At 67.0% G+C, this 19,469-nt stretch carries 12 protein-coding genes; 7 read left to right on the top strand and 5 right to left on the bottom strand.

Going from position 1 to position 19,469, the window contains the following annotated elements:
• Positions 1–102: 102 nt before the first annotated feature.
• A complete protein-coding gene (gene hrpB / locus EBB56_RS14550) occupies positions 103–2,685 on the bottom strand; it encodes an ATP-dependent helicase HrpB (protein WP_124804694.1) in 2,583 nt (860 codons plus the stop codon).
• A gap of 296 nt (positions 2,686–2,981) precedes the next feature.
• Between hrpB and EBB56_RS14545 the strand changes: the two genes are divergently transcribed.
• On the top strand, positions 2,982–4,409 hold the full coding sequence (locus EBB56_RS14545) for an NCS2 family permease (protein ID WP_240184142.1): 1,428 nt from the start codon (positions 2,982–2,984) through the stop codon (positions 4,407–4,409).
• 22 nt (positions 4,410–4,431) lie between these two features.
• Here EBB56_RS14545 and EBB56_RS14540 read toward each other — a convergent pair whose 3' ends face one another.
• Complete coding sequence (locus EBB56_RS14540; RefSeq protein ID WP_108447849.1) at positions 4,432–5,103, bottom strand: TetR/AcrR family transcriptional regulator; 672 nt, start codon at positions 5,101–5,103, stop codon at positions 4,432–4,434.
• Between the two features lie 364 nt (positions 5,104–5,467).
• Between EBB56_RS14540 and xdhA the strand changes: the two genes are divergently transcribed.
• From xdhA to EBB56_RS14510, 6 genes are all read left to right on the top strand, one after another.
• The gene (gene xdhA, locus EBB56_RS14535; protein ID WP_124804693.1) at positions 5,468–6,946 is read left to right on the top strand and encodes a xanthine dehydrogenase small subunit; all 1,479 of its coding nucleotides are present in this window, start codon (positions 5,468–5,470) and stop codon (positions 6,944–6,946) included.
• Positions 6,930–9,338: a xanthine dehydrogenase molybdopterin binding subunit gene (xdhB, locus tag EBB56_RS14530; RefSeq protein WP_124804692.1), complete on the top strand. Its 2,409-nt coding sequence runs from the start codon at positions 6,930–6,932 to the stop codon at positions 9,336–9,338. The genes xdhA and xdhB overlap by 17 nt, the downstream gene beginning before the upstream one ends.
• A complete protein-coding gene (gene xdhC / locus EBB56_RS14525) occupies positions 9,335–10,174 on the top strand; it encodes a xanthine dehydrogenase accessory protein XdhC (RefSeq protein WP_124804691.1) in 840 nt (279 codons plus the stop codon). The genes xdhB and xdhC overlap by 4 nt, the downstream gene beginning before the upstream one ends.
• Positions 10,175–10,468: 294 nt before the next feature.
• On the top strand, positions 10,469–11,764 hold the full coding sequence (gene guaD / locus EBB56_RS14520; RefSeq protein ID WP_124804763.1) for a guanine deaminase: 1,296 nt from the start codon (positions 10,469–10,471) through the stop codon (positions 11,762–11,764).
• A gap of 153 nt (positions 11,765–11,917) precedes the next feature.
• Complete coding sequence (locus tag EBB56_RS14515; RefSeq protein WP_124804690.1) at positions 11,918–12,964, top strand: rhodanese-related sulfurtransferase; 1,047 nt, start codon at positions 11,918–11,920, stop codon at positions 12,962–12,964.
• 648 nt (positions 12,965–13,612) lie between these two features.
• Positions 13,613–14,575, top strand: coding sequence for a cytochrome-c peroxidase (locus EBB56_RS14510; RefSeq protein WP_124804689.1), 963 nt, complete (start codon positions 13,613–13,615; stop codon positions 14,573–14,575).
• A 316-nt stretch (positions 14,576–14,891) separates the two neighbouring features.
• On the opposite strand, the gene EBB56_RS14505 is transcribed toward EBB56_RS14510, so the two are convergent.
• From EBB56_RS14505 to cydD, 3 genes are read right to left on the bottom strand one after another with little or no spacing between them, the layout of a single operon-like run.
• Positions 14,892–15,887, bottom strand: a complete 996-nt coding sequence (locus EBB56_RS14505) for an adenosine deaminase (protein ID WP_124804688.1) — start codon at positions 15,885–15,887, stop codon at positions 14,892–14,894.
• 47 nt (positions 15,888–15,934) lie between these two features.
• On the bottom strand, positions 15,935–17,737 hold the full coding sequence (gene cydC, locus EBB56_RS14500; RefSeq protein ID WP_124804687.1) for a thiol reductant ABC exporter subunit CydC: 1,803 nt from the start codon (positions 17,735–17,737) through the stop codon (positions 15,935–15,937).
• Complete coding sequence (gene cydD, locus EBB56_RS14495; RefSeq protein ID WP_260425379.1) at positions 17,721–19,385, bottom strand: thiol reductant ABC exporter subunit CydD; 1,665 nt, start codon at positions 19,383–19,385, stop codon at positions 17,721–17,723. The genes cydC and cydD overlap by 17 nt, the downstream gene beginning before the upstream one ends.
• Between the last annotated feature and the right edge of the window lie 84 nt (positions 19,386–19,469).

Raw genomic sequence — 19,469 nt, 5'->3', positions numbered from 1 at the left:
CTGGCGATGGTCGCCCCCTCCACCATCACTGTCAACGTCCCTTCCCGGCCGGGGTCAATCGCCAGGGCGACAGCGCCCGCTCAGCGCCCGCTCAGGGCCCGCTCAGCGCCCGCGCCGCTTGGTGCGCATGGTCGCTTCGGCGGCAAGCGGATCTTCTGGCCAGGGGTGCTTGGGGTAGCGGCCGCGGTTCTCCTTGCGCACCTCGGGGTAGACGTTGCGCCAGAAGCTTCGCAGGTCCATGGTCGTCGCCAGCGGCCGCCGCGCCGGGGACAGCAATTCCAGGCGTACCGGCACCCGCCCGTCGACGATACAGGGTGTGGCTTCGCAACCGAACAGGGTCTGCAATTTGGCGGCCAGCACCGGCACGATACGCGTGCCGTGCTCGTCGCCGTCGTCGACCTCACGCTCATAGCGCAAGGCCGCGCTGTCACCGCTTGGCAGCGCCAGCCGTCGCGGTGCCAGCTCGTCCAGCTGGCCCGCCAACGGCCACGGCAGACGTTCGCGCAACAGCCGTTCCCAGGGCAGCGCCAGCACCTGATCGAGCCGCGACAGGCCGTCCAGATGCGGACCGAGCCAGTCCTCGAGCTCGGCCATCAGGCTGGCGTCGTCAAGCTCCGGCCACTGGGGATCATGCGCCCGTCGCAACAGCGCTACCCGTCTTCTGAGCTGTTCTGCCGCCTCGTCCAGCGGCAGCGCCTCGCGCTGCCCCAGGGCGTCGAGCAGCGCCCGGCGCTTCGCCTCTCGACTCGGCGGTCCTGCCAGGGGCTTGCGCTCCAGCACCACGGCATCGAGGGCGCGTACCCGCTCGCCTTCCAAGCGCCCCGCCGATGCGTTCCAGGCGACCCGCTCGGTCCAGTCGAAAAGTTCAGGAAAATGCGCCAGCAGCGCCGCCTCCTCGATCCGTACGCCGCGATAGAGTCTGGCCTCACGCTGGCGACCGTCCAGGTCCACCGCGACCAGCAGGGGCGCGTGGGCCAGGGGGTGATCGCTTGCCAGCGTCACCAGGCCACCGCCACGCAGGCGAAAGCGTCCGGGCGAAAGGTGCTGAGCGACACGGTCGGGGTAGGCGCAGAGCAGAAGCTCGCCCAAGGTTATTGAGGCGCCCGGCTCGCCTGTCTCACGCGGCTCGCCCATACGGGCCTTGTCCAGCGCCACCCCGGCGCGCTTGCACAGTCGCCGGGCCTCCCGCTGCCAGGCAGGATCTGGCCTCGGCGACGACAGCAGCGGTACGAACACCCGCTCCAGATCCGGCTCCCGTGAGGCGCCCTGACGACCTTCCAGCCAGGCGGCCAGGGCACAGGCCAGAGCCAGCGACGCCTCGCCGGCGCGGCTGGCTCGCTCCAGCATGGCGGCGAGCCGGGGATGCACCGGCCAGCGTCCGGCTGCCCGGCCCAGCGAACTCAAGCCGCCATCAGGCTCGACCAGCCCGAGGGACTGCAACAGCCGACGCCCGCTATCCAGGGCCGCTGTCCCTGGCGAAGTCACCCAGGCAAGCGCGGACACGTCCTTGACGCCCCAGCGCGCGAGTTCGAAGGCCAGGCCGGACAGGTCTGCCTGGTGGATCTCCGGCTCGGCGTGGGGCGGCAGCGGCTGCTCTTCCGCCCACAGCCGATAGCAGCGTCCAGGCCCCTGGCGACCTGCCCGCCCACGCCGCTGATCGGCGCTGGCTCGGTTGACACGGCGGGTCTCGAGACGCGAAAGCCCGGTACGCGGGCTGAACACCGGCACCCGCTCCAATCCGGCATCGACCACGCTGCGCACGCCATCCACGGTGACACTGGACTCGGCGATGGCGGTGGCCAGGACCACCCGACGCCGGCCATTCGGGTCAGGACGAAGGGCAGCGCGCTGCTGCTCGAGCGGCAAGCGTCCATGCAGCGGCAGTATCGCGATATCCTCCAGCCGCTCGCCCAGCCAGCGCCCGAGACGCTCGATTTCGACAACACCAGGCAGGATCACCAGCACGTCGCCAGCAGCATCACCACCAACCCTGGCATCGTCATCCCCGCCATGGAACACAGGATCGGACGCCTGCAGCGCCTCCATGACCACCCGGCCCTGCTGCTCTTCCGCCGAGGCGCGCTGGGACAGCGGCCGATACAGCGTCTGGACCGGATACTGCCGCCCCGGGCACTCGATCACCGCCACGTCCTGTCCCAGCACGCCTTGCATGGCGGCCACGTCCAGGGTGGCAGACATCACCACCAGGCGCAGGTCCTCGCGCAGCCCCTGCTGGACGTCGAGGGCCAGCGTCAGCCCCAGGTCGGCCTCCAGACTGCGTTCATGGAACTCGTCGAAGAGGATGCCGGTGACCCCCTCCAGCATGGGGTCATGCTGCAGCATGCGCGACAGCACGCCCTGGGTGACGACTTCGAGGCGAGTCGTCGGGCCGACGCGGCTCTCGCCACGCATGCGGTATCCCACCGTCTCGCCCGGCCGCTCGCCCAGCAGCTCGGCCATATGGCCCGCCGCCAGACGCGCCGCCACCCGACGAGGCTCCAGCAGCAGCAGACGCCCGCGACCATCGTCGCCACCGCACCAGTCACAGTCCAGCAGGGCCAGCGGTACCCGGGTGGTCTTGCCGGCCCCGGGCTCGGCCACCAGCAGCGCCCGGTTGTGCTGTTCGAGCGCTACGGTGAGCTGAGGCAGTCGGGCGTCGATGGGCAGGCTGGGCGGTGAAGACATCGGCTCGGAGGCTCCTCGGGCGGGACGGGACGGGACTGAACTGGGCTGTACTGGACTGCACAAGCAAGGCAGCAATGCGTCGCCGATGATAGCACGCCGCTCCCCCAGGGCCCGGCGGCAGCCACCCGCCCGAGGTCTGGCTTGTATACACCACCAACAACATTTTGTTGCCAGTAGATGACGTTTTTGTCTACGCTCTTCAAGCTGACCGAAAGGTCAGGTTTTTAGCGCGACGCCCGTCGCGGCATCGCCCAGACAATCGACAGCGGCCACTACAACGACAAGAGGACCCTGAGATGAGCGAGACCACGTCCACGCTTTCACCGCGCGACCGTCATCCGGCAGCCAGCGCGAGTCGCCCAGACGGCGACGACGGTACTCCGGATCAAACCAGCCAGGACGCCGTCGGCCGGCTTGCCTGGCTGGATCGCTACTTCAACGTCAGCCGCCGGGGCAGTTCGCTGAAGACCGAGCTGCTGGCCGGGATCGCCACCTTTCTGGCGGGCATGTACATCATCGTGGTCAATCCGGCGGTGTTGTCGGACGCCGGCATTCCCTTCTCGGCGGCGCTATCGGCCACGGTGGTCATCAGCTTTCTGAGCAGCCTGGCCATGGCGCTGTACGCGCGCAACCCCATCCTGGTGGCGCCCGGCATGGGCATGAACGCCCTGTTCACCTACACCCTGGTACTGGGGGCTGGTCTGTCCTGGGAGGTCGCACTCGGGTGCGTGTTCTGGTCCGGTGTGATGTTCGCCGTACTGGCCATGTTCAACGTCCGCGAGGCGATCATCGACGCCATTCCGCCGTCGCTGCGCTACGCCATCACCTGCGGTATCGGCCTGTTCATCACCTTTATCGGCCTCAAGAACGCCGGCTTCATCGTGGCAAGCCCCGCCACCCTGGTCAGCCTGGGCAGCCTGGATGCTAGCCTCGCCACCTTCTTCATCGGGCTGATCGTGACCGCGGTGCTGGTCATCCGCGGCTTCAACGGTGCTCTGATCCTCGGCATCGCCACCACCACCCTGCTGGCCGCACCGATGGGGCGTCTGTGGGGTGACGAGGTGGTCGTGGCATGGCAGGGACTGGCCGCCTGGCCGGACTTCTCGGCGCTGGGTCAGGTCGACGTGCTGGGGGCTCTCAAGGTCGCCTACCTGCCCTTTATCTTCGTGATGCTGTTCACCAACTTCTTCGATGCGCTGTCGTGCTTCATGGCGCTGTCGGAATCCGCGGGGCTCAAGGATGCCAAGGGCAACCCGCGCAATCTCAAGCGCTCGATGACGGTGGACGCCTTCGCCTCGATGATCGCCGCCCCGCTGGGCACCAGCGCCGCCCAGACCTTTATCGAGTCCGGCGCAGGGGTCGCCCAGGGCGGGCGCACCGGCCTGACCGCGCTGGTGATCGCGCTGCTGTTCCTGCCGTTTCTGTTCCTGTCGCCGCTGCTGTCGCTGGTGCCGGGCATCGCCACCTCGCCGGCGCTGGTGCTGGTGGGACTGTTCATGATGGCCCCGGTGGGCAAGATCGACTGGGGACGCTTCGAGGAGGCCTTCCCGGCCTTTCTGGCGATCATCCTGATGCCGTTGACCTACTCGATCACCCTGGGCATCGCCTTCGGCTTCATGAGCTTCGTGCTGATCAAGCTGGCCACCGGCAAGTTCACCGAGATCAAACCCGCCATGTGGGTGTCCGCGGTGCTGTCCGCGATCATGCTGGTGACGGCGCAATAGCGTAAGCAAGCGCCACCGGGCCTCAGCCCCGTGGCGCCGACACCACCCCACAGCCCTTCAATACCACCTGGGTCAGAAAATCGGTGACACGCTGCATATCGTCATCGGTGAAGTCGTCGTGGCCGGTGATGCCGGCGACCTGAGATTGAAAGTCTGCATAGTGCTGGGTCGCCGACCAGATCAGGAAGATCAGCGATACCGGGTCCACCGGGTCCATCAGGCCGCGCTCGGCCCACTGACGAAACACCTCGGCACGGCTTTCGACCCAGTCACGCAACTCGCCACGCAGATAGTCCTGCAGAAAGGGGGCGCCCTGAAGGATCTCGCCGGCAAACAGGCGCGAGGCCTCGGGGTGGCGGCGAGACATCTCCATCTTCGAGCGGATAAAGGCACTGAGCACCTCGGCGGGATCATCATCCACCGAGATATCGTCGAGCATCATGTTCCAGCGCTCCATCACCCCTTCCAGCAGGCGAACGTACAGCGCCTTCTTGCTGCCCATGTAGTAGAGAACATTGGACTTGGGCAGCCCGGCTTCCTCGGCAATCAGTTTCAGGCTGGCGCCTCGATAGCCGTGACGCGAAAACACTCGCTCGGCGGCGTCGAGTATGTCGCGTTCGTTACGCTGGCGAATGGCACCAGCCTCCGCCTCCAGCGGCGCCTTCAGCGCCGTGTCATCAAGCTGTGAGCCCATGGTTATCCCGATCGTCGAATCGCCCGCCACCGCCGGTTGCAGGTGGGTCGGCAAGGAGGAAAAGAGTGCCTGAACCCCACCGCTCTGGCAATTGGGCAAAGCAGCTAGCCTGGCACGACAGCGGCTGTGAGGGGCAGCTTTTGAGGCCTCTGCTGTGGTCGCCGACAGGAACTCGCGGCGGGCACCGAAAAAAACTCGACGGCGTGACTTGAAGAAGCTGACCGATTGGTCAAGAATGAAGTTACCCCCTTGCCATGGCGATGCCCCTTGGTACCGACTCGCTGACAACCACTCGGCTCAGCCTGCAACCAGGACATCGACCAGGACATCAACGACGACAACGACAACATAAGCGGACCTGACCATGATCGAGTTCTTCCTCAACGGGCGGCCACGGCGCGTCGACGCCGAGGCCCACCTCAGCGTGCTCGACCTGCTGCGCGAGCGCCTCAACCAGACCGGCACCAAGGAAGGCTGCGCCTCCGGCGACTGCGGTGCCTGCACCGTGGCGATCGGCGAGCCCGATGCCGACGGCAACCTGCGCTATCACAGCGCCAACGCCTGCATCATGCCGGCCCACCAGCTCAATGGACGCCACCTGGTCACCGTCGAGGGGTTGTCCCGGGGGGACGAGCTGCATCCTTGCCAGGCCGCCATGGTGGAACACCACGGCAGCCAATGCGGCTTCTGCACCCCGGGTATCGTCATGTCGCTGTTCACCCTTCATGAAGATGACCGCGCGCGGCCCGCGCCACTGACGCCTGAGCGACTGGAAGCGGCGCTGGGCGGCAACCTGTGTCGCTGCACCGGCTATCGCCCGATCCGCGACGCCGCCCTGGCCATGGGCGACACCCCGGGCTTCCGGCCCGAATGGCTCGACGATGACGCCCTTGCCCAAACGCTTGCCACCAATGTGGGTGAGCCTGCTACCCACAGCGGCTTTTACCAGCCGCGCCGCCTCGATGAGCTGGTCGAACTGCGCGCCCGCCACCCCGACGCCCGCCTGGTGGCCGGCGGCACCGATCTCTGGCTCGAAGTCACCCAGAATCTGGCGGACTTCGCCGAGGTCATCGATGTCACCCGGGTAGAACAGCTCAAGGTGCTGGAAGCGGGCCACGACGCCAGCGGTCGACCAGGGATGTGGGTCGGTGCTGCCGTCACCTACACGCAACTGGAACCGCTGTTTGCCGAGCGCTATCCCGCCTTCCATCACCTCCTGCATCGACTGGGCTCTGGTCAGGTGCGCAACCGCGGCACCCTGGGTGGCAACGTGGCCAACGCCTCGCCCATCGGCGACACCCCACCGGTACTGCTGGCACTCGACGCCTGCCTGTGCCTGACCGGACCCGGCGGCAGTCGCGAACTCGCCGCGGCGGACTTCTTCATCGACTACAAGAAGACCGCCCTGGCGCCGGACGAGTGCCTGGAAGCGATCTTCCTGCCGACGCTGGCAGCTGACCGCCAGCTCAAGGTCTGGAAACTGTCAAAACGGCGTGAGGACGACATCTCGGCGGTACTCGGTGCCTTTAGCTGGGCCCTGAAGGACGGCGCCCTGGCCGAGGTCCGCCTGGCCTTCGGCGGCATGGCTGCGATCCCGGCCCGGGCAACCGGCGCCGAGGCGGCACTGGAAGGCCATGCCCCTTCACCCGAGCGGTTCGCCGCCGCCATCGATGCGCTGGCCGAAGACTTTCAGCCCATGAGCGATGTGCGTGGCAGCAGCGACTATCGTCGGCACGCCGCCGCTGCACTGATCGAACGCCTGCGCCTGGTCGTCGCCGACGCGGCATCCCAGGACTCTCAGCACCCGACCCAGGAGGTGATGCTCCATGCGTACGCTCACTGATCTGACCACACCTGCCTCCGCGGCCAGCGATACTGCCGATACTCCCCGCCACGCGCCGGCGGCCAAGGGCTTCTCGGGCAGCGCCGCTCGCCACGAAAGCGCGGTCAAGCACGTCACCGGGCGCGCCGCCTACATCGACGACCTGGCGCTGCCGGCGGACGCGCTGCACCTGGCGGTGGGACTCTCGCCGGTCGCCAGCGGACGCATCACCGGGCTGGACCTGTCCGCCGTGCGCAGCGCCCCGGGCGTGGTCGACGTGATCAGCGTCGCCGACGTCCCGGGCCACACCGATATCGGCCCGGTCTTTCCCGGCGATCCGATCATGGCCGACGGCGAGGTACTCTACGCCGGCCAGGTGATCTTCTGCGTCGCCGCCACCAGCCATCGTGCGGCGCGTCAGGCGGTCAAGAAGGCGCGCCTGGAGATCGATGAGGTCGAGGCGAGCCTCGACCCAGTGGCCGCCGCCGAGGCCGGCGACGTGGTGCGCCCGACCCACCGCCAGCAGAGCGGTGACTGGGAGGCCGCCCTGGCCGGCGCGACACACGTCATCGAGGACGAGCAGTTCGTCGGTGGCCAGGAGCACTTCTATCTGGAGGGGCAGGCCTGCGTGGTCCACCCCACCGAAGACGAAGGCGTGATGGTCCACACCTCCAATCAGCATCCCAGCGAGACCCAGAAGCTGATCGCCGAGGTGCTGGGCATCCCCTTCCACGCGGTCACCGTGGAGGTACGCCGCATGGGCGGCGGCTTCGGCGGCAAGGAAACCCAGGCCTCGCCCTGGGCCTGCCTGGCGGCGCTGATCGCCCGCCGCACCGGCAAGAGCTGCCGTGTTCGCCTGCCCCGGGCCGAGGACATGAAGGTCACCGGCAAGCGCCACCCCTTCCACAACCGCTATCGGCTCGGTGTCGATGAACAGGGCGTGATCCAGGGCGGTGACATCACCGTCATCGGCGACTGCGGATACTCGCCGGATCTGTCCGAAGCCATCGTCGACCGCGCCATGTTCCACGCCGACAACGCCTATTCACTGGGCCAGGCTCGGGTCACCGGTCATCGCGCCCGTACCAGCACCGCGTCAAACACCGCCTTTCGTGGCTTCGGTGGTCCCCAGGGCATGATGGTGATCGAAGCCGCCATGGAGGACATCGCCCGCCGCGTGGGCGAGGATCCCCTGACGGTGCGCAAGCGCAACCTGTATCGCCAAGGCCGCGACCAGACCCACTATGGCCAGACGGTGGACCAGATCACGCTGCTGCATGACCTGATCGAGCGGCTCGAGACCTCGAGCGACTACTGGTCCCGGCGCCAGGCGATCACCGAGTTCAACGCCGACAGCCCGGTCATCCGCAGGGGCCTGGCGCTGACCCCGGTGAAGTTCGGCATCTCCTTCACCGCCCAGCACCTCAACCAGGCCGGTGCCCTGCTGCACGTCTACACCGACGGCAGCGTGATGATCAATCACGGCGGTATCGAGATGGGCCAGGGCCTGCACACCAAGGTGTGCCAGGTGGTCGCCCGCGAGCTGGGGCTCGATCTCGAAGCGGTACGCATCAGCGCCAGCCGTACCGACAAGGTGCCCAACACCTCACCCACGGCGGCCTCCAGCGGGGCCGATCTGAACGGCCAGGCGGCCCGCGACGCGGCCAGCAAGCTGAAGTCGCGGCTGTTCGACTTCGCCGCCGAACGCTACCAGCTCGACCGTCAGGACATGCGTCTGGAACAGGGCGAGCTGATCGCCGGCATCGGTGGCAGCGAACGACGTATCGCCTGGGGCGAGCTCATCCAGGACGCTTACCTGGGTCGGGTGTCGCTGTCCGAGAAAGGCTTCTACGCAACGCCGTTGATCCACTACGATCGGGCCAGCGGCAGCGGACGCCCCTTCTACTACTTCGCCTATGGCGCCGCCGTCGCCGAGGTGGCACTGGACACCCTCACCGGCGAGTACCAGGTGGATCGGGTCGACATCCTCCACGACGTGGGCGACTCGCTCAATCCGGCCATCGACGTGGGCCAGGTGGAAGGCGGCTTTATCCAGGGCATGGGGTGGCTGACCAGCGAGGAACTGAAGTGGAACGAGCGGGGCCAGTTGACCTCGTTCGGCCCGGCCACCTACAAGATCCCCGCCTACGGCGATCTGCCGGCCACCTTCAACGTCGAGCTGATGCAGGGCCACCCCAACTCCATGGCCAGCATCTACCGCTCCAAGGCGGTGGGTGAGCCGCCCTTCATGCTGGGGATGTCGGTGTGGTGCGCGCTGCGCGACGCCCTGGCGAGCCTCACCGACTACCGCCAGGCGGTACGGCTGGACACCCCGGCAACACCTGAGCGGGTCATGGCGGCGGCACGCCTGGCACGCTGGGTGAATGAGAGTCGTGCAGGAGGCACCCCATGAGCGGCGAGCGCTGGTACGACGCCCTGGCCCGCCTCCGACGCGCCGGCCTGCCCCATGTGCTGGCCACCCAGGTGACCAGCCAGGGGTCGACCCCACGTGAGCCTGGCGCCAGGATGGTGATCACCGCCGACGCCATCATCGACACCCTGGGCGGCGGCACCTTCGAATGGCAACTGATCGCCTGCGCCCGGGAACGCCTCGAGCGCGGTGAGGCCGGCCTCAGCATGGAGGCCTTTTCGCTGGGTGGCCGCAGTGGCCAGTGCTGCGGCGGCTTCGTCAACGTGCTGCTCGAAACGGATCTCGGTACGGCCACGCGCCTGGCGCTGTTCGGCGCCGGCCACGTGGGCCGCGCGGTGGCCTCATTGGCGGCGCCGCTTGGCTGGCGACTCGACTGGTACGATAGCCGCGAGGACGCCTTCAGCGGGCTCAACCCGGCACCAGGCCAGCACCACCACCGGCTGGACGACTGCAACACCAGCGCCGAGTCGCTGCCTGGCGGCAGCCACGTGCTGGTGCTGACCCACGACCACGCCGAGGACTACGCCCTGGTGGAGGCACTGCTCAGGCGCGGCGACATGGCCTCGATCGGGCTGATCGGCTCGCGCAGCAAGTGGGCCAGCTTCCGCGGGCGACTGGAGCGTGCCGGCATCCCGCAAGATCGCATCGACGCCGTGCGCTGCCCGATCGGCGACTCCGGCGGCGACAAGACGCCCTACGCCGTCGCCCTGGCCGCCCTGGCCGAGCTGCTGCCACTGGCAAGCCCCAGGCCGGAGGGGGCACGTCGCGACGCGCTGCGCGGCCTGGAAAGCGCAGAGGTACGACGCCTGTTTTCCTGAACCTGTCCTGGCCCGGCCGTTACCCGTCTGGCCGGGTAGCGCCAGGCGTCTGCCTCCCTGGCCGCCGCGCCTGCCACCTGATCAAGCCGCCAGGCCAGCCGCCCCTGACCACAACGTCACCGCCACAGTGCGATGACGCGATGACCCTATAAGCGACGACCCGATAAAGAGTGCCCCATGACCGAGACCCTTAACGCCTCTGCCAGCACCGCGCCCAAGCCCGAGGCTTTCTCCGGAACTTCCGCCGGCGCCTCCACCAGTCCCGCCGGCGGCCCCTGCTCATCGAGCTGGGTCATGCGCGCGCGCATCCTCAGCTTCAACGCCGATCCCGGTGACGGCGACACCCCGCTCGAGGGTAGCGTCAGCTACTTCGCCGACGGCGTGCTGTGGTGGGCCGAGGGTGTCGTCCAGGCGGTGGGCGACTATACCGAGCTCGCCCCCCACCTGCCCGCCGACGCCAGCGTCATCGACCACCGCGACAAGCTGGTGATGCCAGGCTTCATCGACAGCCATGTGCACTATGTGCAGCTCGAGATCATGGCCTCCTACGGACGCCAGCTGCTCGACTGGCTCAACGAGTACACCTTCCCCGAGGAATGTCGCTTTGCCCAGCGCGAACACGCCGAGCAGATGGCCGACGTCTTCCTCGACGAACTGATGCGGGTAGGCACCACCACCGCCCAGGTGTTCTGCTCGAGCCACCCGGCCTCGACCGACGCCTTCTTCAGCGCGGCCCAACGCCGCGACCTGTGCATGCTGGCCGGCAAGGTACTGATGGACCGCCATGCCCCCGAAGCGCTCACCGACGACACCTACGGCGGCATCCGCGACAGCGAGCGCCTGATCAGTGACTGGCACGGCACCGCGCGTCTCGGCTACAGCGTCACCCCACGCTTCGCGCCTACCTCCACCCGCGCCCAGCTCGACGCCGCCGGTGGCCTTCTGCGCAATGATCCGAGCCTGTGGCTGCAGACCCACCTGTCGGAGAACCTGGGTGAGCTCGACTGGGTGGCCGAGCTGTTTCCGGGCAGCCGCGACTACCTGGCGGTCTACGAGGAATCCGGGCTGGTGGGGCCGCGCAGCACCTTTGCCCACGGCATCCACCTGGACGACGAGATGCGTGCGCGACTGGCCGAGCGCGGCGCCAACATCGCCTTCTGTCCCAGCTCCAACCTGTTTCTCGGCAGTGGCCTGTTTGACCGGGCCGGCGCCCGGGCCCAGGGGCTGAATCTGACGCTTGCCAGCGACATCGGCGCCGGTACCGACCTGTCGGGACTTGCCACCCTCAAGGCGGCCTATCAGGTCGGCCAGCTCAGGGGCACACCACTGACCGCCTGGGCAGGCTTTCATGACCTGACCCGAGGCAACGCCGTATCGCTGTCACTGGACGATCGCATCGGCAGCCTGACCCCCGGTCGTGACGCCGACTTCGTGGTCATCGACCTGTTCGCCTCGCCGCTGCTGGCTCGACGCATGGGGCGCACCCAGTCGCTGGCGGAGGAGCTGTTCACCCTGATGATGCTGGGGGACGACCGCGCCATCTACGAGACCTGGGCGGGGGGACGCCTGCAGCACCGCCGCCAGACCTGAAGAACCCGACGACAGGCGCCGGCGACCGGCGCTTGCATGGGGTGGATGGCTGGCCGGGAAATTCCTCGGCGAGTGCGCTAGAATGCGCGCCTTGAATACCACACGCTGCCAACGCTGCTCCGGATTTACGCTCCGGCTCGCACGAGGACAACCATGAGTCACGATACTTCATCCCCTGACACAGCCACCGAAACCGCCACTTCTGGTCCAGACACCCTGGTGGTGTGCGCGCTGTACAAGTTCGTCACCCTCGACGACTACAAGGCGCTGCGCGAGCCGCTGCTCGACACCCTGCTCGAGCATCAGGTGCGCGGCACCCTGCTGCTGGCCCGTGAAGGCATCAATGGCACCGTCGCCGGCACCCGCCAGGGCATCGACGCGGTGCTCGCCTGGCTGCGCGCCGACCCGCGCCTGGCCGAGCTCGACACCAAGGAGTCGCTGACCCGACGTGCGCCCTTCATGCGTACCAAGGTCAAGCTCAAGCGCGAGATCGTGACCATGGGCGTCGAGGGCATCGACCCGCGCCATACCGTCGGCACCTACGTGGACCCCAAGGACTGGAACGAGCTGATCCAGGACCCCGAGGTTCTGCTGATCGACACCCGCAACGACTACGAGGTCGAGGTAGGCACCTTCGAGGGCGCGGTCAATCCGGCCACCAGCGCCTTTCGCGACTTCCCCGAGTACGTGAAGAAGACCCTGGACCCGAGTCGCCACAAGAAGGTGGCGATGTTCTGTACCGGCGGCATCCGTTGCGAGAAGTCCACCGCCTACCTCAAGGAGCAGGGATTCGAGGACGTCTACCACCTCAAGGGCGGCATCCTGAAGTACCTGGAGGACGTACCGAAGGACAAGACCCTGTGGCGTGGCGAGTGCTTCGTGTTCGACGACAGGGTCACCGTCGACCATGACCTCAAGCCGGGACGCTATGACCAGTGTCACGCCTGCCGCATGCCGATCACCGAGCAGGACAAGCAGAGCGAGTACTATGAAAAAGGCGTCTGTTGCCCGCGCTGCTACGACCGCCTGAGCGACGAGCAGAAGGCCCGCTTCGCCGAGCGTGAGCGCCAGATGCGCCTCGCCCGGGAGCGCGGCGAGGCCCACCTGGGTGCCGACGCGGTGGCACGCATGGAAGAGCGTCGCGAGGCCAAGCGACGCGCCAGGGAAGCGGCGCGCGAGGCCAATCGCCAACAAGGCTGATACACGGCTTCTGGTGTTGCACGCCCGTTGATGCATGCCGGCTCATGCACGCCGGCCCTCCAGCCACAACACCTGCCAGACCAACCGCCAGACCAAAAAAGAGGCGCCCTGGGATTTTTACCAGAGACGGGCGCCTCTTTTGCGTGTCACCGAGGGCTTCGCCGGTAGCGAAGGGCGCGCCGAAGCGCCCCCAAGTGTACTGAAAGAAACGGCCTGGGCCTGTTCAACCTCTTCCTCGCCTCGGTCGGCGATCACGCCGAAAACGCCTCAAATTCCGACGCTTTCGCTTCGACAACATGCCTCAGCAATCTTCCACACCGCCCGTTGCCCGAAAAGCGGCCGCAGCCCACACAGGATCACCTATTACTAACACCAGCGCGGGCAAGCCTCAGTGCCATCTGGTGACAACAAGCACGCCTTGAGCATCGGGATTCGTCGTCGACCTGTGCCGATACTGGTTTACCCCATGCCGTTCGCCGAAAAACGGCAGCCCCAGGTCGCCCGCCCAGACGGCATACCGTGACGCAACGAAGGGAATACATGATGCGACCTTGGCCCAGCAACCGTCCCCCTGCTCTTGCCTGCGCTTTATTGACTGGCACTTTTTTGACCGGCACTCTTTTAACCGGCACTTTTCTGGCCTGCAGCATGGCCGTCGCCTCCCAGTATCCAGCGGCAACAAAATCCAGCGCCGAATCCGCCGAGCAACAGGACTATCGGCAGTATTTCACCCCGCTACCTTCGCTTCCCCCCATCCCCGCCGACAACAGCCTCACCGCTGAGAAGGTAGCGCTTGGCAAGATGCTGTTCTTCGAACCCCGGCTGTCAAAGAGCAGCAACATCAGCTGCGCTTCCTGTCACAACCCGGCCCTGGCGTGGACGGATCGACTGCCGACGGCGGTCGGCCACGATGGCCAGACAGGCGAACGCAACTCCCCCACCGTGCTCAACTCGGGCTTTCTTGGCTCACAATTCTGGGATGGTCGCGAACCCGACCTGGAAGGCCAGGCGTTGGGTCCTATCCAGAACAGCATCGAGATGGCCCACGATCTGGACGGCGCCCTTGCCCGCCTTTCCGCCGTCGACGGATATTCCGATCACTTCCAGACGGCATTTCCCGCCGACGAGGCCCCGCTGTCCTCCGGCAACCTGGCCGACGCCATCGCCAGCTTCGAGCGCACGCTGAATACGCCGAATGCTCCGCTCGATCGCTACCTGCTCGGTGACGAGGCTGCCCTGACCGATCAGCAGAAGGCCGGCATGAAGGACTTCGTGGACGTCGGGTGCATCAGCTGTCACCGCGGCGCCAACTTCAGCGACAGCCTGTTCCACCCGATCCAGGTGCCGGGATCAGATGATCTCGGGCGCTTCGCGGTCACCAACGAGGAAAGCGATCGACAGGCCTTCAGGACGGCGTCACTGCGCAATGTCGCCCTGACCTACCCCTACTTTCACGACGGCTCAGCCGAGACGCTTGAAGACGTCGTGCCCATCATGGGCGAGCAGATGCTCAAGCGGGAGCTTGATGAAGCGACCGTCGAACGGCTGGTCAGCTTCCTGCATGCCCTGACAGGAGAGCAGCCAGTGGTCACGGTACCTGCTCTGCCCTGATCCAGTCCTGATCCAGCCCCGGGCCAGGCCTGACCCGGTACTATCACCAATAGCCCCCTGCAAACGCCAGCGCCGCCTCCCCCGACAAGGGGCAAGGCGGCGCTTGACGTGCCAGTCCCGGCGTCAGGCACTGTCTGAAACGTCGGCGAATGCAGGCACTTTTACGGCAAGGCCTAGGCGCTGTCGGAAAAGTCGACGAGTGATGGTTAGACAAGGCAAAAATCGGTGAGAAAGCGCAGTTTACGGGGTGTAAATGAGCATGTTGATCCGATTTTTAACGCCGTATTACCGAGCGCAGGCAGTTTTCAGACAAGCCCTAGGATTCCACCAGCCGCTGTCTCAGCGCCTGCCTCCTCTCCTCATCCATGAAGGCAGCCTCGATGGCGTTGCCGGCCAGCCACTTGAGGGTCTCGTTGGACCAGCCGAAGGCCCGCTGACAGGCGGCGAAGTTGTCGCGCATGCCACCGCCGAAGTAGGCCGGGTCATCGGAGTTGATGGTTACCACCAGTCCTGCGTCGATCAGCGTCGGCAGGCCATGATCTTCGAGCCGTTCCACCACTTTCAGGCGCACATTGGACAGCGGACACACCGTCAGCACGGTGCCTTCGTCGGCCAGCCGCTCCATCAGCTCGACGTCCTCGATCGCCCTTACGCCATGGTCGATGCGACACACCTGAAGCTCATCCAGCGCCTCGCGGATATAGCTCGGTGGCCCCTCCTCACCTGCGTGGGCCACGCGCTCGAGGCCCAGCTCCCGCGCCCGGGCAAAGACCTCCTGGAACTTGCTCGGCGGATTGCCTCGCTCAGCGCTGTCCAGCCCCACGGCACTGAAGTGGTCATGCCAGGGCGTGCTGTCCTCGAGCAGCTGCATGGCATCGGCGGCGGGCTGATCACGCAGAAAGGCGAGGATCATGGCGGTGGAAATATCCAGCTCGGAGCGGGCCTTGGCACAAGCGGCCGTCAGGCCTTCCATCACCTCGGACAGCGCCACGCCACGGGACAGGTGGGCCTGGGGGTCCACGTGCATCTCGATATGCACCACTCCCTCGGCGGCGGCGCGCCGGAAGTAGTCCATCGCCAGGTCCTCGAAGTCCCGGGCGCGGACCAGCACGCTCATGCCCTGATAGTAAAGATCGAGAAAGGACTCCAGGTCGCTGAAGTCGTAAGCCTGTCGGGCCGCCTCGATATCGGCGTAAGGCAGGCTGACCCCGTTACGCTCGGCCAGCGCAAACATCAGCTCCGGCTCCAGCGTACCCTCGATGTGCAGATGCAGTTCCGCCTTGGGCAGGCGGGTCAGAAAGTCGTCGGTCATGGTGTCTGGCCCTGTGGCATCGAACCGTAGAAATCAGGTGTCGTCGTTCACATGGTGACGCATTCGCCCCCGGCTTGCCATGGCGTACCGGCCGCCATGTCGATGACCCTGGGGATGTGCTCCATGCCGGGCGACGGCGAGTCGGGATCATGATGGTGCACCAGCATCAGCACCGTGCGTGCGGCCAACCAGGGGCCGATGCCCTCGGCCACCCGCTGCGCGGTGGCCGCATCCAGCGAGGCATAAGGCTCATCGAGCACCACCAGGGCGGGATCGGTCAGCCACAGACGCGCCAGGCCCAGACGTCGCGCCTGGCCGCCGGAAAGCTGTCGTCCCCCTTCCCCCACGCGTGTCTCGAGCCCAGCGGGCAGACCCTGCGCCCAGTCGGCCAGGTCTACCGCAGAAAGCGCCTGCCACAGCCGCTCCGGGCTCGCCTCGGGGGCGCCCAGACGCAGATTCTCGGCAAGGCTTGCGTCAAACAGCTCCACCCGCTGGGTCAGACAGCCCACTTGGCTGCTCAACCACTGCGTGTCGAGGGCTTCCACCGCCTGGCCGTTCAGGGTCAAGCGACCCTGGTAGCCCCGCAACTCCCCGGCAAGCAGCGCCAGCAGCGTCGACTTGCCACTGCCTGAGGGGCCACAGATCGCGGCCCTCTCCCCCGGCGCCAGCCGGAAGCTCAGGGGCGACAGCGCCTGATCGAGCGCCTGCGGATAACGAAAACTCAGCGACGTAGCACAGACCTCCAGCCCTCCACACTCGGCGGTCCCGCTTCGAGGCGCAGCGTGCACTGCAACAGCTCGGGTGGTGTCTGAGGCTTGTACTGGCGCTGCACGCTGCTGGTCGATAGCGTTGAGCCGCTCGGCGGCGGCGAGACTCGCGCCGGCCTGGGTGAAGGCGGCGGGCAGGCTTGCCAACCCCTCGGCCAGGGCCAGCGAGGCCAACGGCAACATCACCAGCACGGCGGCGCCCAACTGGCCGCTGCCGAAGGCGGCGAGGCCACCGATCAATACAAGCCACCAGGCGCCCCCCATCACCAGCGTCGTCAGAACATTGCCAAACCCGGTGATCAGTGACAGTCGCCACTGGGCCGCCAGCAGCTCGTCCTCGAGGGCTTCAAGCTCGCCACGGCGGCGCGCCAATGCGCCGTAGGATTCGAGTTCACTCAGACCGCCAAGGGTTTCGATCATGGCTGAGCGCAGTCGCTCCAGCCCGGCGACGCGGCGACGACAGGCCGCCAGGCCCAGGCGGGCCTGTCCGAGGGTCAGCCAGCTCCAGCCGAACAGCAGCAAGACACCCAGCACCAGCGCGGCCTGGGGCAGCCACACCGCCACCAACGCTACCAGCGCCGCCCCCAGCACCAGCGCCATCGCCGCCGGCGCCAGCAGCCGCAGGTAAAGCGCGTCCAGGGTATCGATATCGGCGGTCAGACGGTTGAGCCAGTCGCCGGATCGCCTTGCCCCGAGGCTGGCGCCGTCCATCACCACCAGGCCCGAGAAGCAGCGCGCCCTCAGGCGTGCCAGCAGTCGCAGGATGGTGTCGTGGTTGTAGAGGCGTTCGACGTAGCGTGACACGGTACGGGACACCGCAAACAGACGAATGCCCGCCCCGGGGGTGTAGACGTCCAGGGTAGCCGCCATACCCGCGGCCAAGGCCGCGCCGGTCAGCGCGCTGGCGGTGATGAACCAGCCCGACACCGCCAGCAGCCCCAGCGCCGACAGCGCGGTCAGCACCATCAGCACCACGCCAAGCACCAGGCGCCGACGAAACGACGCATGCACCTCGATCCACGGACGCAGACTGGCAATCGCCGCAGCGAATCCCGTATCCGTGCGCTCAGTCGACAACGCCATCGGCCACCTCTTGCTGTTCCCTTCCACTCGCGGTGACTCGCCCATCGAGCAGCTCCACACGCCGGTCCCCCATCGCCAGGATGGCCGGGTGGTGGCTGGCGATGACCAGCGCCCGGCCCTGGCCGGCCAGACGCCGAAAGCCGCGGATCAGTACCGCTTCGGTCTCTCGATCCAGACTCGCCGTCGGCTCGTCCAGCAGCACCAGCGCGGCATCACTCAGGAACACCCGAGCCAGCGCCAGGCGCTGGGCCTGCCCGCCGGACAGGCCCAGGCCATTTTCGCCGATCCGGGTATCGAGTCCCTCGGGCAGAGCCGCGACCAGCGTCCCAAGCCCCGCCTGCTCGAGCGCTGTACGCAGGTCGTCATCACCAGCGTTCGGTGCCGTCAGGCGAAGATTGTCGGCGAGGCTGCCCTGGATCAGCAGCGGGCGCTGGTCCATCCAGGCAAAGGCGATGCCCGGTGCCGATTGGCGCGTCCCCTCGCCAGGCCCGACAAACCCCGCCAGCATCGCCAGCAGGCTCGACTTGCCGGCACCCGATGGGCCGCTGATCACCACCACTTCACCGGTGTCCACCCGGAAGTCCAGCGGACCCAGCACGCGGCCACGCCCAGGGTGATCCAGGCAGGCGCCTTCGAGCCGCGCAAGCTGGCCACCGGACAACACTGAAGAAGCGGGACTTTCGGCGGTGCCAGGCGCCGAGACGGGCGACACTCGCGACGGATCGACGGGTTCATCGAGCAGTTCCGTCAGGGCCTGGGCGGCGGCCAGCGCCGAGGCACGGTCGTGGTAGTGCTGGGACAGTGTGCGCAGCGGCTGAAAGAACTCCGGGGCCAGCAGCAGGATGGTCAGGCCACTGGCCAGCGTCAGCGAATCGGCCACCTCCAGCGGCAGGTCCCCGAGCAGGCCAAAGCCGATGTAGATGGCCAGCGCCGCAATCGCCACCGAGGAGAAGAATTCGAGCACCGCCGATGACAGAAAGGCCAGTCGCAAGGGCTTCAGGGTGCGCCGGCGATAGTCGTCGGCGACCTGGGCAACCTCGTCGGTGACCCTGTCGCCGGCACCGAACAGTCGAATGGTGGCGATGCCCCGCACCCGATCGACGAAGTGCCCGGACAGTCGCGTCACCGCCGCGAACTGGTCGCGATTGAGCGATTCGGCGCCCATGCCCACCAGCGCCATGAACAAGGGAATCAGCGGCGCGGTGATCGCCAGCAGCAGCGCCGCCAGCCAGTTGTGCCAGGCGATGATGGCGAAGATGACCAGCGGCACCACCATCACCACCCGAAGTTGCACCCAGAAACGTGAGGTGTAGCCGTCCAGTGCCTCGACCTGCTCGACAAGGCGATGGGCCAGCCCGGCACTGTGATGGCGACCAGCACGCACCGGTCCCAGCGCAAACAGATGCTCGAGCAACTCGTGGCGTACCGCGCGGCGAAGGCGCTGGCTGGCTCGCTGGGCCAGACACTCCTGAGCAAAGCCAGCCCCGGCACGCAGCGCCAGAAACCCCAGTAGAGAGACAAGCCAGGGCCATAGCTGGCTCAGGGAACGCTCACCCTCGATCGCCAGTACCAGCACCTTGGCCAGCAGTACCCATTGGACCACACCCGCGAGTCCTGCCAGCACCGCGAAGGCCGCGGCCAGGGTCAGCGGACGACGCTGAGCCCCGGTGTGCTGGTCGAGCCACAGCCGCGCCCTGGTGGCCTCGCCGCGAGACGACTCAGAACGAGACGA

Origin of the sequence: Halomonas sp. YLB-10, from assembly GCF_003856855.1 — a bacterium.
In the GTDB taxonomy this organism is placed as follows: Bacteria; Pseudomonadota; Gammaproteobacteria; order Pseudomonadales; family Halomonadaceae; genus Halomonas; species Halomonas litopenaei.
Note: the sequence above shows the minus strand (reverse complement) of the source record. Positions and strands in the feature narration are given on the sequence as shown.

Excerpts from the sequence above, each read along its gene's own strand:
- hrpB (WP_124804694.1), bottom strand. The coding sequence starts at position 2,685 with ATGTCTTCACCGCCCAGCCTGCCCATCGACGCCCGACTGCCTCAGCTC.
- EBB56_RS14545 (WP_240184142.1), top strand. The coding sequence starts at position 2,982 with ATGAGCGAGACCACGTCCACGCTTTCACCGCGCGACCGTCATCCGGCA.
- EBB56_RS14540 (WP_108447849.1), bottom strand. The coding sequence starts at position 5,103 with ATGGGCTCACAGCTTGATGACACGGCGCTGAAGGCGCCGCTGGAGGCG.
- xdhA (WP_124804693.1), top strand. The coding sequence starts at position 5,468 with ATGATCGAGTTCTTCCTCAACGGGCGGCCACGGCGCGTCGACGCCGAG.
- xdhB (WP_124804692.1), top strand. The coding sequence starts at position 6,930 with ATGCGTACGCTCACTGATCTGACCACACCTGCCTCCGCGGCCAGCGAT.
- xdhC (WP_124804691.1), top strand. The coding sequence starts at position 9,335 with ATGAGCGGCGAGCGCTGGTACGACGCCCTGGCCCGCCTCCGACGCGCC.
- guaD (WP_124804763.1), top strand. The coding sequence starts at position 10,469 with ATGCGCGCGCGCATCCTCAGCTTCAACGCCGATCCCGGTGACGGCGAC.
- EBB56_RS14515 (WP_124804690.1), top strand. The coding sequence starts at position 11,918 with ATGAGTCACGATACTTCATCCCCTGACACAGCCACCGAAACCGCCACT.
- EBB56_RS14510 (WP_124804689.1), top strand. The coding sequence starts at position 13,613 with ATGGCCGTCGCCTCCCAGTATCCAGCGGCAACAAAATCCAGCGCCGAA.
- EBB56_RS14505 (WP_124804688.1), bottom strand. The coding sequence starts at position 15,887 with ATGACCGACGACTTTCTGACCCGCCTGCCCAAGGCGGAACTGCATCTG.
- cydC (WP_124804687.1), bottom strand. The coding sequence starts at position 17,737 with ATGGCGTTGTCGACTGAGCGCACGGATACGGGATTCGCTGCGGCGATT.